Here is a 13,852-nt window from a genome sequence, read left to right as displayed (position 1 = left end):
TCAGAATCCGGGGCCGCCCGGCCGGTCGCCCACGGCGGCCAGCCGGCCCCACAGCAGATCGGCCAGGCTGCTCACCAACTGCTCGCGGGAGCAGGGGCGTTCGCCCAGCCACCAGTCGCCCGCCGCGTGCATCATGCCGACGATGCCGTGGCCCCAGATGCGGGCCATGGCCTGGCTGTCCGGGCCGAGGTCCACCCGCTCGGCGATCACCAGGGCGAGTTCCTCGCCGAGCCGGCGCAGCAGCGGTGCCGAGTGCCGTCCGACGTCGAAGCCCTGCTCCGTCGAGGGCGCCGCGTCGTCGGACGGGTGCATCAGGAAGCGGTAGACCTGCGGGCGGGCCTCGATGGCCGCGAGATAGGTGTCGAGCGTCGACTCGACGCGCCGGCGGCGCTCGGCGGGGGCGTCGAGCGCGGCGCGCAGGGCGATCAGCAGGGCGTCGGTGTGCCGTTTGGCGAGGGCGCGGTAGAGGCCGCCCTTGTCGCCGAAGTGCCGGTAGAGGATGGGCTTGGTGATCCCGGCCTCCGCTGCGATGGCGTTCATCGAGGCCCCGGGCCCGTCCCTGAGCACCACGCGGTCGGCGGCTTCGAGCAGCTCGCGGCGGCGGCTCTCGGCCGCTGTCCGCTGTCGCTCTGCCTGTCGTGTGCTCTCCATGTCGCCTCTCCCCGCCCCTGGCCGTGCATATTGCGTCCTGCCTGCGCAACGTAACACCCTGCCCAACGCGGCGCGGATCCGAACCCCGACGGTTGACAGAGGCTACTTGCCGGTAACAGACTGCGGTTACCGCAAGTAACGAGTGGTTTTTCACAGCAGTACGTGGAGGGGAACATGTCCGAGTTCACGCTCGAACTCAACGATGACCAGAAGCAGGTCCGCGACTGGCTTCACGGCTTCGCAGCGGATGTGATCCGTCCGGCGGCCTCCGAGTGGGACGAGCGGGAGGAAACGCCCTGGCCCGTCATCCAGGAGGCGGCCAAGGTAGGCATCTACTCCCTCGACTTCTACGCCCAGCAGTTCTTCGACCCTACGGGCCTCGGCATCCCCATGGCCATGGAGGAGCTCTTCTGGGGGGACGCGGGCATCGCGCTGTCCATCGTCGGTACGGGCCTGGCGGCCGTGGGCGTCCTCGCCAACGGCACCGAGGAGCAGATCGGCACCTGGATCCCGCAGATGTACGGCGACGCCGACGACGTCAAGGTCGCGGCCTTCTGCTCCTCCGAACCGGACGCCGGTTCCGACGTCGCCTCGATGCGCACCCGCGCGGTGTACGACCAGGCCAAGGACGAGTGGGTGCTGAACGGCACCAAGACCTGGGCGACCAACGGCGGCATCGCCAACGTCCACGTCGTCGTCGCCGTGGTCGACCCGGAGCTGGGCTCCAAGGGGCACGCCTCGTTCATCGTGCCGCCGGACACCCCCGGCCTCTCCCAGGGCCAGAAGTTCAAGAAGCACGGCATCCGCGCCTCGCACACCGCCGAGGTCGTCCTGGAGGACGTCCGGATTCCCGGCCACTGCCTGCTCGGCGGCAAGGAGAAGCTCGACCAGCGCCTGGCACGGGCCCGCGAGCGCGCCGCCTCCGGCGGTGAGCGGGTGAAGAACGCGGCGATGGCCACCTTCGAGGCGTCCCGCCCCGCCGTCGGCGCCATGGCGGTCGGCACCGCCCGTGCCGCGTACGAGGTGGCGCTGGATTACGCGAAGACCCGCACCCAGTTCGGCCGGCCCATCATCGACAACCAGGGCATCGCCTTCCAGCTCGCCGACATGCGTACGCAGATCGACGCGGCCCGGCTGCTGGTGTGGCGCGCCTCGTGGATGGCGACCACCGGCAAGCCGTTCACCTCGGCCGAGGGCTCGATGTCCAAGCTATACGCGAGCGAGACCGCGAAGAAGGTCACCGCCCAGGCCGTCCAGATCCTCGGCGGCAACGGCTTCACCCGTGAGTACCCGGTGGAGCGGATGCACCGGGACGCGGCGATCTACACCATCTTCGAGGGCACCAGCGAGATCCAGCGCCTGGTGATCGCCCGCACCCTCTCGGGCATGCCGATCCGCTAGGGACACCCGTTCGGATCAGGCACCGGGGCGCGCGAGCCCGGCGTGATCCAAACGAGAGGCCCTGGAGCTCCGCGTTGCTCGATCGCCGGACGGGCCTCGGCCTGCCCGGCGATCGAGGACACGGTCCGTCAGGCCGGCAGCTGAGCCTCGATGGCCGCGATGAGCTCCGGCGCCTCCGGCTCCGTGCCGGGGCGCAGGCGAGCGACCGGTACGCCCGTCGGCGAGATGAGGAACTTCTCGAAGTTCCACTGGATGTCACCGGCCTCGCCGTCCGCGTCCGCCACCTGGGCCAGCTCGGCATAGAGCGGGTGGCGGCCCTCGCCGTTCACGTCGGTCTTCTCCAACAGCGGGAAGCTGACCCCGTACGTCGTCGAGCAGAAGGTCTGGATCTCCTCCGGACTCCCCGGCTCCTGGCCGGCGAACTGGTTGCACGGCACACCGAGCACGGTGAAGCCGCGGGCGGCGTACGAATTCTGGAGCCTTTCCAGGCCCTCGTACTGCGGGGTGAGCCCGCACTTGGACGCGACATTCACCAACAGGACCGCCCGCCCCCGGTAGTCGGCCAGGGATGTGGGCTCACCGGTGAGCGTGCGCAGGGGGATGTCGTGCAGTGTCATGAGGTCTCCTCGTGAGGTGTGGCTTCCACAGCCATTGTCACGCCCGGAACAGGTCCGTACGAAGCCCGTCCGCCGGCCGCCCGGAGCCCGCGCACGTCACCGACCTGCGGAGGTACGGCAGATGCGGCGACTGCGGCATGACCCCGATGAGCGACCCGTGTACGGATACGGGGCGGGGGTCGAACTCCTGTGCCCGGGCCGGGAGAACGGCACACTCTCACCGGTCGGGCAGCGCCCGCGCGGGGCCGATCGCCTTGTAGTACAGGGTCGTCGGCTTCAGGACCCCCGCCGGGTTCTCGGCGTAGTCCGGGATCGAACCGCACTCCGTCCAGCCCGCCGAACGGTAGAGCCGCTCGGCGGGACTTCCGCTCTCGGTGTCCAGGACCAGCAGTGTGACGCCCGCCCCCGCGGCCGACCGCTCGGCCGCGTCGAGCAGCGACCGGCCCAGGCCCCGGCCGCGTGCCGACGGACGCACCATCAGCTTGGCCACCTCCGCGCGGTGGCGGGCGTTGGGCAGCCGGGCCCGGGACAGGGCGATGGTTCCCGCGACCCGTTCCGCGTCGCGGGCGATCCACACCTGGAGGAGACCGGCGTCCACCTCCCCGGCCCGCTCGCGCCACCAGACGGCGGCCACGTCGCGGTCCAGCGGCGCCAGGAAACCCACCGACGACCCGCCGTCCACGGTCTCCACCAGGAGTGCGGCCAACTCGTCGGCGTAGGTGACCAGTTCGTTTCCGCATACGGCGACGATCTCGGTCATGCGTGAAGTCCTCTCAGGGCAGAACGATCAGCAGGGCATAGCGGACCTTTTCCGGTCCCGGGCAGTGGAAGTGCGAGGGGCCGCGCAGCCGGAACCGAAGGCAGTCGCCGCGGCGCACGGTGTGCACGGTGCCGTCGACGGTGATCTCGACCGTTCCCTCCAGCACCCACACGTGCTGCTCCACGCCGGACACCGGTGCGTCGTCGTACGCGATGGCGGCTCCCGCGTCGAGGGTGCCCTCGATGACCTCAGCGCGCAGGCCGGTGTGCGGCGGCGACACCGAGCGGCGTACGAAGCCCGATGCCTCGTCCCGCCAGACCGGCTGCCGCGCGGCGGGGACGAGTTGCGGGGGCTCCGCCTCCACCTCCAGCAGCAGGCGGGACATCGTCCGTCCGTAGACCGTGCACAACTTGCCGAGCAGCGCGGCGGTCGGGCTCAACTCGCCGCGTTCCAGCCGGGACAACGTGGAGCGGCTCACCCCGCCGCGTCGCGAGAGCTCGTCCAGCGACCAGCCGCGCTCGGTGCGCAGTTCACCCAGGCGCGCGGCGAGCCGGGCATCGACGGAGCCGGGCTCCGTCTCTTCGGTTTCTCTCATCCTGGAGATGATATCTCTGTACAGAGACGGCTTGTGCGAGAGCGGCGGCCCCGGGAAGTGCTTGTTCTGCCGGGTGGGTGCCGACGTGACACCCTTGGTCCGGAGGCCCGCGTGGCCACTCGGCCCGCCGGGTTGCCCTGCTACCCGAGGAGACCGCAATGGCCAGTACCAGCACTGGGCCGTCGGTGGCGCCCGCCGGCGCTTCGAGTTCGCACCACCCCTTCCGGATCGGCTGGGCCGCCTTCGCGGCGGTGCTGATGATCTTCGGCGGGGCGATGGCGATCTTCGAGGGAATTGCCGCCATCGCCAAGAACAACGTGTTCATCGCCACCCGCGACTATGTGTTCCGGTTCAATCTCACCGGCTGGGGCTGGATCCACCTCGCACTCGGCATCGTCATCGTCATCGCCGGGTGCGCGCTGTTCACCGGAGCCGCATGGGCGCGCGTGACCGGCATCGTGCTCGCGGGCCTGAGCGCACTCGCCAACTTCCTGTGGCTGCCCCACTACCCGCTCTGGTCCATCGTGCTCATCGCCATCGACGTCTTCATCATCTGGGCGCTCTGCGCCGATTCGTACGAGGAGAAGGAGAGCGTCTGAGGTCACGGCGCAGGCCCGTCATCCTCGATCCGGCCGGGCGTCGGCCGGGGACGGCGCGAGCCTGAGCGTGACGACGTAGGAGACCACGACCGCGACGATCACGAGCGGCATGACGGTCAGCCCCTCGGACCCCAGCAGCAGTGTCGCCAGTAGCACCGAGGTCATCGGGAGCTTCAGCAACGCCACGCACATGGCGCCGATACCCATCGCGAAGCCCGACGTGAGGTCCAGTCCCGGCAGATGGGACAGGGCGCTACCGCCCGCCGCTCCCACGAACATCGCCGGGAAGACCGGGCCGCCCCGGAAGCTGCTCAAGGAAGCGCAGTACGCCACCGCCTTGCAGGCGACCAGCGCCACGAGCGTGCCCACCGAGTATCCGGCGCTCTGCGCCAGCAGCGGATCGAGGGCGTTCTCCCCGGAGTACAGCACCCCGGACGCGTCCCGGCCGGTGCTCTGCGCGTACACGAGAGCCGCCGCGCCGACGACCAGGCCCATGACGACGGTGGCCATCACGGTCCGCCGCGCCACCCGTGCCTGGAGGAACAGCGCGAACCGCCGAATGCCCGTGCCGACGAAGGCCGCGACCACGCCCACGACTAGCGCCCAGCCCAATCGCGCGAGGTCGGGCGCCGTGGCGCCGGGCACATGGTGAAGTGCCAGGGAATACGTCCCGAGACCGGTCCACGAACCAAGTCCGGTGAAGATGAGCGCGCCGACGCCGGACGCCAGCAGACCCGGCACCAGGACCATCCCCAATATCATCCCGGCCAGCCCCGAGGTCTCCATCAGGAGAAAGGCTCCCAGGAGCGGCGACCCCAGCAGCGCGCTGATCGCGGCAAAGCTGCCCGCGGCTCCCATCACGGCACTCGCGCCGGGATCGATGCCGGGCCGGACCAGACGCGCCGCGAGCACGGCCAGTCCGCCGCCGAGCGCGATCAGCGGCGCCTCGGGACCGAGCACCGCCCCCAGGCCCAGCGAGGCGAGCGCCGCCAGCACGATGCCGGGCAGTTCCACCGCCGATGGTGCCCCCGTGCTCACCATCCCGTCGGCGGGCCGGTGACCGCCGCTGCCCGGCAGGTGGCGGATGGTCAGCCCGACCAGCAGGCCCGCGACGGCGAGCAGTGGAACCGGCCACCAGGACGGCGCACCGGCGAACCCCAGGGCCCGGGGCAGGTCGTGGTAGGTGAGCGACTGGAGTTCGTGGACGAGCGCGAGGAAGCCGAACGCCACCGCCGAGACCGGGACTCCGAGAGCCGCCGCCATCACGAGGAGCACCGCATAACCGCGGGTGCGGATCAGCGCGGAGGGGTTCACTGCCGCCGGGGGAGTTGCGGCGGGCTCGGTCGACATGATCGTTGTCTCCTCGGCGTCACAACCGTCCGGAACACGCTGTCCCGCAAGCGTCCACAAGGAGATAGCACAATGTGCGCATTCGGCCGTGATGTACCCGCTGTGCAGGTGCGGTGATCTCCGTACCGCCATTCCCCTGGACCAGCGCGCGGGCGGCGCCGGAGGAGGCTCAGACGCCCCGGGTCGCGGGAAGCCGGCCCGCCCGCACCGCGTCGACGAGCGCCCGGTGGTCCCGCTCGTTGCAGTCGGCGTACTTCTCGGCGAAATACGTCAGCGCCCGGTCGAACGAGTGGCCGCGCCCCAGGTACGCCGCGATGGCGATCCGGTCGCCGGAACGGGCGTGGGCGCGGGCCAGCGCGGTGCCACACGCCTCGCCGAGGACCCGCATGCCGGACGGCACCATGTCCTCCGGCTCCATGGCGCCCTTCCAGTCGCGCAACTGGCGTACGTAGAAGTCGCGGCGCCTGCCGTCGATCCCCTCCACCCGCGCCCAGCCGAGGAAGATGTCGCCCGCCGCCTGCATCAGCCGCTGTCCCGCGACCACGCGCTCGCCCTGGTTCCGGTACGGGCCGGGGCCGGCATGGGGCGCGAGCACCGAGGGGCCGGCCTCCTTGACCTGGAGGAGGAGCGGATCCCCGCCGTCCCTGCCGAGCATCAGGACGATCCAGCAACGCGTACCGACACTGCCGACGCCGACCACCTTGCGCGCCATGTCCACGAACCGGAAGTCGGAGAGCAGGGTCCGCCGGTCCGACGGCAGGCTGCGGCCGTAGCGGCCGATCAGTTCGCAAAACCGCTCCTGCGTCGCGTCGCGCTCGCCCGCCGGGAGCAGATCGGCCACCGGTACGAGCAGCGGCGGGTCCGCCGCGATGCGCGGCTCTCCGTCCACCGTCACGGTGAGCTTGTCGAAGGCCTGAAGGCTGTCCCGGGTGCGGGCCTTGGCCGCGGCCCGTGACAGTTTCTTGCGGCCACGCTTCGCCAACTGCCGGGAGGCCAGCGCCTCGAGACGGCCGATGTCGGTCCGCGAGTACCACACGTCGAGATTGCGCATGCCGGCGAACCGGATCATCGACTCCCGGTACGACCTCACCGCGGTCAGCACGATGTCCGCGCGCTCCTGGTCGGTGAAGCCGTTCGCCCGGCCGGCGACGACGAAGCCGGCCGCCAGGCGCTTGACGTCCCACTCCCAGGGCCCCGGTGACGTCTCGTCGAAGTCGTTGATGTCGAACAGCAGATTGCGTTCCGGCGAGGCGAACAGCCCGAAGTTCAGCAGATGGGCGTCCCCGCACAGTTGGGCCCTCATCCCACAGTCCCCGGTGGCGGCCAGGTCGGAGGCCATGATCGCGGCGGCACCCCGGTAGAAGCGGAACGGCGACTCGGCCATCCGTCCGTAACGGATCGGTACGAGTTCGGGCACCCGGGCCGCGGACTGGGCTTCGAGGACGGCCAGCGGGTCGGGCCGGTCGGCCGGCGGTTCGAACTCGGCGTGACTCGACCGCGGGGCCGTCCTCCGGGCCGCCTTCCCGCGAGCCGCCCGCTGCTCCGGCGTCGCGTCCGGTGCCGTCCTGAGCATCGAGGTCGCGTCCTGCGGCATCGGGTCCTCCTGATCGCTCACGGGCGTGCCACCGCGCCCCGGGCGTATGCCGCTCCCGCCGACGCCCGCCTGCCCGGTTCCGGGGGCGCCGCACCGGTCGGCGCTTGCGTGCCCCGAGTCCGATCATCGCGGCTCGGCCCGGTTCCGGCATCATCTGGACGCCGCCCGTCACTTCCCGCGTCCGGACCGCTACCGGCGGACGTCCGGGGCGGGGCGGTCCGGGCGAGCGAGCACGGGGTGCCTGGCGGATAGCCCTGGCCCGCGGGGGGCCGGCTGCGCAAGGCCCGCTACGCCTTCGAGAAGATGCTCACGTACGCCAACCATGTGGGCCTGTTCGCCGAGGAGATCGTCCCCACCGGCGAGCAACTCGGCAACTTCCCACAGGTCCCACAGGCGTTCACCCACCTCTCGCTCATCACGGCGGCGCGGACCCTGGACGAGGCGCTGGACGCGGCACGCGCCAAGGAACGCGGCTGACGGAGCTCGATGGTTGTCGGGTCCCCTCCGGCCGCAGGGCACCGACAGCCTCTCAGGGCGACGGCGGCCGGGAGGGGGGCCCGAGGAGGACGGCGGTGTCGCCCGGCCGGGCATCCGGGGTGTGCGTGTGGGTGACCGGGGCGAGCAGCCCGTCGGCGCGTACGAGGAACAGCACATCGTGCCCGGCCGGTACGTCCCCGTCGGCCCGCCGCGTGAGCACCCGGGCCCCCGCCTCGTACCGGCGGGCCAGCTCCGGACCGGTCAGACCGGTACGGAAGAGGGGCTCGCCCCCGGTGTACGGCGACACCGCGCCCTGGCTGTCGGTGTCCGGAGCGAGCCGGTGGACCGGGCCCTCGACACTCTCCCGCAGGGCCATCGCCGCCAGTGCGTTGAAGTCGTCCTCCTCGGTGAGCAGCAGCACACCGGTGATGCCCTCCAGCTCCGCCCCGGCACCCGAGGCCGCCGCGAGCAGTTCGCCCGTCGCCAGCGGCAGCCCGGCCTCCTCGATCCGGGCCCGCTGGCGCTCGGCACCCGCCCACATCAGCACGTCCAGCCCCGCCGAGTTGAGCGCGCGCCCCAGATCCACCGCCCAGGGCGCGCCGCCCACCAGTAGCGGCCGGGACCGGGACGGGCGCAGCACCTTCAGCCGCCGGGCGACCGGAAGCGCCGTCAGGCCGTACAGCGACACGGTGGCGACGATCACCACGAAGGTCGCGGGCAGGATCCGCTCGGCGCCGTCGACGCCCCGCGCCACCAGGGTCGCCGAGAACGTAGAGGCGGTCGCCGCCGCGACGATGCCACGCGGGGCCATCCACCCGATGAACCACCGTTCCCCGCCCCGGACATCGGTACCGGCCGTCGACACGAGGGCCACGAGCGGGCGCACCACCAGCACCAGGAGGGCGACCAGGGCGAGCGAGGGCAGCACCACATGGCGCAGCGAGGCCGGGGTGACCGTGGCGGAGATGGAGATGAACAACAGGCCGATGATCAGCGAGACCAGGGTGTCGAGGAACGGCCGCCGGGCCGGAAGGTCGAGCCCCGGAAGATTCGCCATGGCCATACCCATCACGACCGCGGAGATGAGCCCGGTGTCCTCGCGGAGCGCGTCACAGGCGGCGGCGATCCCGATCACTGCGGCGATCTGCGCCGACGCCGCAAGTTCCTCGTTCAGCCGGGTCCGGCGCAACAGCAGCCACAGCACGCCGGCCCCGACCACGCCGCCCACCGCACCCACCGCGACGCTGGCCGAGAACTGCTCCAACTGGCTCACGGAACCCTTGCGTTCACCGGCGACCACGGCATGGAAGACGAGCGCCCCCAGGATGCCGCCGACTGGATCGATCAGGGAGCCCTCCCAGATCAGGATGCGCTGCAGCCGCTCGCAGGGCCGTACGAAGTTGAGCAGTGGCCCGACGACCGTCGGGCCGGACACGACGAGGATCGCGCCCAGCATCACGGCCGCGCCCTTGGACATGTTCAGCACCGGCACCGCGAACAGCGCGGCGGACAGCCAGGTGATGAGCGCCCCCAGCCAGAGCAGCCTGACCACGATGCGACGCGTATGGCCCCGCAGCCGGCTGATCTCCAGGCCGAGCCCGGCCTCGTAGAGGATCACCGCCACCGCGAGCGAGACCAACGGCGAGAAGGCATCGCCGAGCAGCTTCTCAGGATTGACGTCGTCCGTCAGCGCCCCGGCGGCGAAGCCGACCGGCAGCAGGACCAGCAGGGCGGGAATCCGCAGCCGGCTCGCCAGTAGCTGGGAGCCGACCGCGAGCACCACGATGAGCCCCACACCCACCATTGCTTCATCAGCCGTCATGTCCGTGCCTCCTCGGATGCCAGGTGACCGGCCGCCCTCGTGAACAGGGTCAGCCTCCGGTGGCGAAGCCGGGAAAGAGAGTCATCCCGCCGTCGACGTAGAGGGTGGTGCCCACGACGTAATCCATCAGGTCCGAGGCCAGCAGGGTCACCGCGGTGGCGATGTCCGGCGGATCGCCCACCCTGCCGTAGGGGATCAGCTTGAGGAGTTCGGCCTCGGCCTCGGGTGTGTCCCAGGCACTGGTGTTGATGGGGGTGCGGATGGCACCGGGGGCCACGGCGTTGACCCGGATGCCCCGGGGTGCGCATTCCTGGGCCAGGGTCTGCATCATCATGAGGACGCCGCCCTTGGACGTGGCGTAGTTCAGATGCCCCGACCACGGAATGATCTGGTGGACCGAGCTCATGCAGATGATCTTCCCGGCGGCGCGGGACACTTCGGGCACGACACCCCGGCGGTCGAACTCCTTGACCGCCTCCCGGGCGCACAGGAACTGTCCGGTGAGATTGACGTCCAGCACCTTGTTCCACTGGTCCAGGGTCATCTCCGCGGCGGCGGCGTCCCGCTGCAGGCCGGCGTTGGCGACCAGGACGTCGACCGTGCCGAACTCCTCGACCATGCGGGAGAACATGGCGACGACCTGATCCTCTCTTGAGACGTCCGCCTCATGGGCGTACGCCCGCACGCCAAAGCTCTCGATCTCCCGCACCACGTCCTCGGCCGCCTCACGGCCGGTGACGTAGTTGACGACCACATCGGCACCCGCCCGCCCCAGCTCCACCGCGGTCGCCCTGCCGATGCCGGAGCTCGCACCCGTCACCAGTGCCTTCTGGCCCCGCAACAGGGGCAATGGCAGCCGCTGCCGGGCCGCGTCCGCCGGTGAAGCTGAAGTCATCCTCGTCTCCCGTCGTCCCGCGCGTGGCGATGTCCGGGCCCCGCAGGAATCCGGACCGGCCCGGGCAGGCCGTCCGCGCGCGACAACCATCCGTGGCGGCCGGGCACGGGCTTGGCACGGCTCGCACCACTCGGCCGCCGGAGTGACCCGCTGTCCCTCCGACGGAGCAACCGGTGCCGCGTCCGTCCGCCGCCGCGACCGAGATGCGCACCGGCCCGCCCGCTGCTCCAATGACGAAGGCACAGGCCCTGGCGGACCCGGGGCAGTCGAGATTCTGAGGAGCCGGTGTGAGCAGCGAGACCGACGAGACGGGGCCGATCGACTACCTGGTGATCGAATTCCCGGGCAGCCGGATGACGGGCGAGGGACTGCCCCTGCTGGTCGACCTCGTCGACCGGGGAATCATCCGGATCCTGGACCTGGTCTTCCTCCGCAAGAGCGAGGACGGAACGGTCGCGGGCGTGGAGCTCTCCGAGCTGACCGCGAACGGGCACGAGGACCTGGCCGTGTTCGAGGGGGTGTCCTCCGGTCTGCTCGGCCGGGACGACATCGACGAGGTGAGCGCGATTCTCGAACCCGGCAGCGCCGCCGGGATCGTCATCTACGAGAACGTGTGGGCCGGACCGCTCGCGGCCGCGCTGCGCCGCTCGGGGGGACGACTCGTCGCCAACGGGCGCATCCCGGTCCAGGAGATCCTGGCATCGCTCGACGCGACCGAGGCCGGGGTCTGAATCCGGCCGGCCCCCGCAGCGCCGCCCCGGCCCTCATGCCGCCGGTCGGCCCCCCCCGCACCAGCCAGTCAAAAAGGAGATGCACCATGCCAGGCCTTCTTCGTGGCGTCGCCCGTACAGCGGTGATCGCCGGAACCGCCACCTCGGTCTCCAACCGGGTCTCCCGGCGGCAGGCGGGCCGCTGGGCACGCCAGGACGCCGAGCAGTCGCAGGCCCAGCAGGCCGCCACAGCGCCCCCGCCCCCGCCACCCGCGCCCACGTCCCTCGCGCCGGAGGACGAGATGAGCAACAAGATCGCCCAGCTCAAGGACCTGGGCGACCTCAAGAGCCAGGGAGTGCTGAGCGAGAGTGAGTTCGAGGCCCAAAAAGCCAGGATCCTCGGGTTCTGACCGGCACGGCCGGGCGACCGGGACCGCGATGGCCCGGCTCAGTCCCGCTTGTCGTCCCAGGGCGTGCCCAGCCAGCCGTCGAAGGTACGGATCAGCGCGCTCAGTGCCGCCGCGAGCCGCCAGTCGACCCACGGCGCGTGGACATGGACCTCGTCGTCGTCCGAGAAGAACTCCAGCGGAACCTCCCGGCCGGCCCGCCAGATGACGCGCCGCGGTCCGCGCGCCACATCGCCCCCGCCGTTCAGCAGGCTCCCCACGCCGATCGCCACCTGGACCGGGAACAGCAGCCACCACACGTACCACCAGAAGATCCGGCCCTTGAAGCCGACCGCCTCCGGGCAGCCGGTCTGGGCGACCGTCCAGCGGGTCCGCAGCCCCTTGCCGCGGAGGGCCTTCTCCCGGACGAGCGTGCCGATCAGCTCGCCCTGCGCGCCCAGCACCCGGTACGTGGCCACGCCGTCGGCCGCGGACGCGGTGACGAGGGTGGCCAGCCGGGTTTGGCGCTCACCGTCGGCCCACAGGACGAAGGAACGAACCCCCGACTTGCGGGCCGCGAGGTACGCGGGTATCCCGCCCTCCGGCAGTTCGCGCTCCACATGGGCGACCACCCGGGACTCGCCGGGCGCGTCGGCGAACTCGACGACATGGCCGACGGGCGAGGCCGCGGCCGGCTTCATGGTCAGCACGCTGCTCACCGGTGAACTCCTCCGTTGTGTGCTGCTCGGACGTCTGGGTACTGCTTGGATGTCTGCGTGCTGTTCGGACGTCGCACAGCGGACGGCGCCCTGAGAAGATCGATCCGTGGAATCCGCCGAGCCCCTCCCCGAGCCGTTCCCCGGAACCGGCGCCGAGCCCCCGCCCGGGGACGACCCGGCCGGCCGCACCGCCCGCCGGAAGGTGGTGCGGTGCGCTGCCGTATGTGCGGCCGCCCGCTCACCGGTACGGCCTCACGCCGCACCGGCCTCGGCCCCGCCTGCGACGCCAAGCTCCACCCGGCGCCCCCGGATATCCGCACCCGCCGCCACGAGGTCGAGCAGGACCCGCTGCCCGGCGTCTGACGCGGGGCAGCGGGCTATCCGCCGAGACGGCGGAACAGTCCCTCCTGCACCACGGACACCAGCAGGTTGCCGTACCGGTCGTAGATCCGGCCCCGCGCCAGCCCCCGGCCGCCCGTCGCGACCGGCGACTCCTGGTCGTAGAGGAACCATTCGTCCGCCCGGAACGGCCGGTGGAACCACATCGCATGGTCCAGCGACGCCATGTCGAAACCGCGCGGCCCCCACAACGGCTCCACCGGGATACGGACCGCGTCGAGCAGCGTCATGTCGCTGGCATACGTCAGCGCACATGTGTGCACCAGAGGGTCGTCGCCCAGCGGGCCGACCGCCCGCATCCACACCGCGCTGCGCGGGTCCGCGTCCTGGACCTCCGCCTTCGTCCAGCGCAGCCGGTCGACGTACCTGATGTCGAAGGGCTGCCGGCGGGCCATCCGCTCCAGCGCCTCCGGGAGCGCCCCGAGGTGTTCCCGGACCTCCTCGGCGACGGTCGGCAGCTCCTCCGGATCCGGGACCTCACGGGCCGGCGGCAGCTGGTGCTCGAAGCCCGCCTCCTCCGGCCGGTGGAAGGACGCCGTCAGATTGAAGATCGTCCGGCCCTGCTGGACGGCCGTGACCCGGCGGGTGGTGAACGACCGGCCGTCCCGGACGCGCTCCACCTCGTAGACGATCGGCACACCCGGCCGCCCCGGACGCAGGAAGTACGCGTGCAGCGAGTGGACCGGCCGGTCCCCGTCGGTGGTCCGGCCGGCCGCCACCAGCGCCTGCCCGGCGACCTGCCCGCCGAAGACCCGCTGCAGGGACTCCTGCGGGCTGCGCCCACGGAATATGTTGACCTCGATCCGTTCCAGGTCGAGCAGATCGACCAGGCGCTCGGCGGGGTTCGTCATGCGGTTCGTCTCCACTCTCGCGACGG

Annotated in this window: 15 protein-coding genes and 1 pseudogene; 6 read left to right on the top strand and 10 right to left on the bottom strand. The window is 71.5% G+C overall.

The annotated features are described in order from the left end of the window. Positions 1-651: a TetR family transcriptional regulator gene (locus ACIRJP_RS16710; protein ID WP_404173869.1), complete on the bottom strand. Its 651-nt coding sequence runs from the start codon at positions 649-651 to the stop codon at positions 1-3. 174 nt (positions 652-825) lie between these two features. Here ACIRJP_RS16710 and ACIRJP_RS16705 point away from each other — a divergent pair, with 174 nt between their 5' ends. Then, complete coding sequence (locus ACIRJP_RS16705; protein ID WP_358943387.1) at positions 826-2,052, top strand: acyl-CoA dehydrogenase family protein; 1,227 nt, start codon at positions 826-828, stop codon at positions 2,050-2,052. Between the two features lie 128 nt (positions 2,053-2,180). On the opposite strand, the gene ACIRJP_RS16700 is transcribed toward ACIRJP_RS16705, so the two are convergent. From ACIRJP_RS16700 to ACIRJP_RS16690, 3 genes are all read right to left on the bottom strand, one after another. Then, positions 2,181-2,669 carry a glutathione peroxidase gene (locus tag ACIRJP_RS16700; RefSeq protein ID WP_404173866.1) on the bottom strand — a complete coding sequence of 163 codons (489 nt, stop codon included), beginning with the start codon at positions 2,667-2,669 and terminating at the stop codon, positions 2,181-2,183. Positions 2,670-2,886: 217 nt separating this feature from the next. Continuing rightward, entirely contained in the window at positions 2,887-3,429 is a 543-nt protein-coding gene (locus ACIRJP_RS16695; RefSeq protein ID WP_404173863.1) for a GNAT family N-acetyltransferase, read from the bottom strand. 13 nt (positions 3,430-3,442) lie between these two features. After that, the gene (locus ACIRJP_RS16690; protein WP_404173860.1) at positions 3,443-4,024 is read right to left on the bottom strand and encodes a helix-turn-helix domain-containing protein; all 582 of its coding nucleotides are present in this window, start codon (positions 4,022-4,024) and stop codon (positions 3,443-3,445) included. Positions 4,025-4,182: 158 nt separating this feature from the next. Between ACIRJP_RS16690 and ACIRJP_RS16685 the strand changes: the two genes are divergently transcribed. Beyond that, positions 4,183-4,623 carry a hypothetical protein gene (locus ACIRJP_RS16685; RefSeq protein WP_404173857.1) on the top strand — a complete coding sequence of 147 codons (441 nt, stop codon included), beginning with the start codon at positions 4,183-4,185 and terminating at the stop codon, positions 4,621-4,623. 18 nt (positions 4,624-4,641) lie between these two features. On the opposite strand, the gene ACIRJP_RS16680 is transcribed toward ACIRJP_RS16685, so the two are convergent. Both ACIRJP_RS16680 and ACIRJP_RS16675 read right to left on the bottom strand, forming a co-directional pair. Next, positions 4,642-5,973, bottom strand: a complete 1,332-nt coding sequence (locus ACIRJP_RS16680) for a chloride channel protein (RefSeq protein ID WP_404173854.1) — start codon at positions 5,971-5,973, stop codon at positions 4,642-4,644. Between the two features lie 169 nt (positions 5,974-6,142). Beyond that, the gene (locus tag ACIRJP_RS16675; RefSeq protein WP_404174065.1) at positions 6,143-7,567 is read right to left on the bottom strand and encodes a DUF2252 domain-containing protein; all 1,425 of its coding nucleotides are present in this window, start codon (positions 7,565-7,567) and stop codon (positions 6,143-6,145) included. Positions 7,568-7,834: 267 nt separating this feature from the next. Between ACIRJP_RS16675 and ACIRJP_RS16670 the strand changes: the two are divergent. Continuing rightward, positions 7,835-8,044 (top strand): annotated as a pseudogene (locus ACIRJP_RS16670) (glycoside hydrolase family 15 protein); the annotation flags it as partial. A gap of 52 nt (positions 8,045-8,096) precedes the next feature. On the opposite strand, the gene ACIRJP_RS16665 reads toward ACIRJP_RS16670, so the two are convergent. Both ACIRJP_RS16665 and ACIRJP_RS16660 read right to left on the bottom strand, forming a co-directional pair. Next, positions 8,097-9,866, bottom strand: coding sequence for a cation:proton antiporter (locus ACIRJP_RS16665; RefSeq protein WP_404173851.1), 1,770 nt, complete (start codon positions 9,864-9,866; stop codon positions 8,097-8,099). A gap of 49 nt (positions 9,867-9,915) precedes the next feature. Beyond that, positions 9,916-10,761 carry an SDR family oxidoreductase gene (locus ACIRJP_RS16660; protein WP_404173848.1) on the bottom strand — a complete coding sequence of 282 codons (846 nt, stop codon included), beginning with the start codon at positions 10,759-10,761 and terminating at the stop codon, positions 9,916-9,918. A gap of 287 nt (positions 10,762-11,048) precedes the next feature. On the opposite strand from ACIRJP_RS16660, the gene ACIRJP_RS16655 reads away from it, so the two are divergent. Together ACIRJP_RS16655 and ACIRJP_RS16650 are read left to right on the top strand one after the other, a co-directional pair. Continuing rightward, positions 11,049-11,492, top strand: a complete 444-nt coding sequence (locus tag ACIRJP_RS16655; RefSeq protein ID WP_404173845.1) for a DUF6325 family protein — start codon at positions 11,049-11,051, stop codon at positions 11,490-11,492. A gap of 86 nt (positions 11,493-11,578) precedes the next feature. Next, complete coding sequence (locus tag ACIRJP_RS16650) at positions 11,579-11,881, top strand: SHOCT domain-containing protein (RefSeq protein ID WP_404173842.1); 303 nt, start codon at positions 11,579-11,581, stop codon at positions 11,879-11,881. 38 nt (positions 11,882-11,919) lie between these two features. On the opposite strand, the gene ACIRJP_RS16645 is transcribed toward ACIRJP_RS16650, so the two are convergent. Then, positions 11,920-12,576 (bottom strand): hypothetical protein, encoded by a 657-nt coding sequence (locus tag ACIRJP_RS16645; protein ID WP_404173839.1) that lies wholly within the window; start codon positions 12,574-12,576, stop codon positions 11,920-11,922. Between the two features lie 210 nt (positions 12,577-12,786). On the opposite strand from ACIRJP_RS16645, the gene ACIRJP_RS16640 reads away from it, so the two are divergent. Beyond that, positions 12,787-12,939 (top strand): DUF6011 domain-containing protein, encoded by a 153-nt coding sequence (locus ACIRJP_RS16640; protein ID WP_404173836.1) that lies wholly within the window; start codon positions 12,787-12,789, stop codon positions 12,937-12,939. Between the two features lie 14 nt (positions 12,940-12,953). Here ACIRJP_RS16640 and ACIRJP_RS16635 read toward each other — a convergent pair whose 3' ends face one another. Beyond that, a complete protein-coding gene (locus ACIRJP_RS16635; RefSeq protein ID WP_404173833.1) occupies positions 12,954-13,826 on the bottom strand; it encodes an acyl-CoA thioesterase in 873 nt (290 codons plus the stop codon). Between the last annotated feature and the right edge of the window lie 26 nt (positions 13,827-13,852).

The sequence above is a fragment of the Streptomyces sp. NPDC102437 genome (genome assembly GCF_044765565.1).
GTDB lineage: Bacteria > Actinomycetota > Actinomycetes > Streptomycetales > Streptomycetaceae > Streptomyces.
This window is presented reverse-complemented; position numbering and strand designations above follow the sequence as displayed.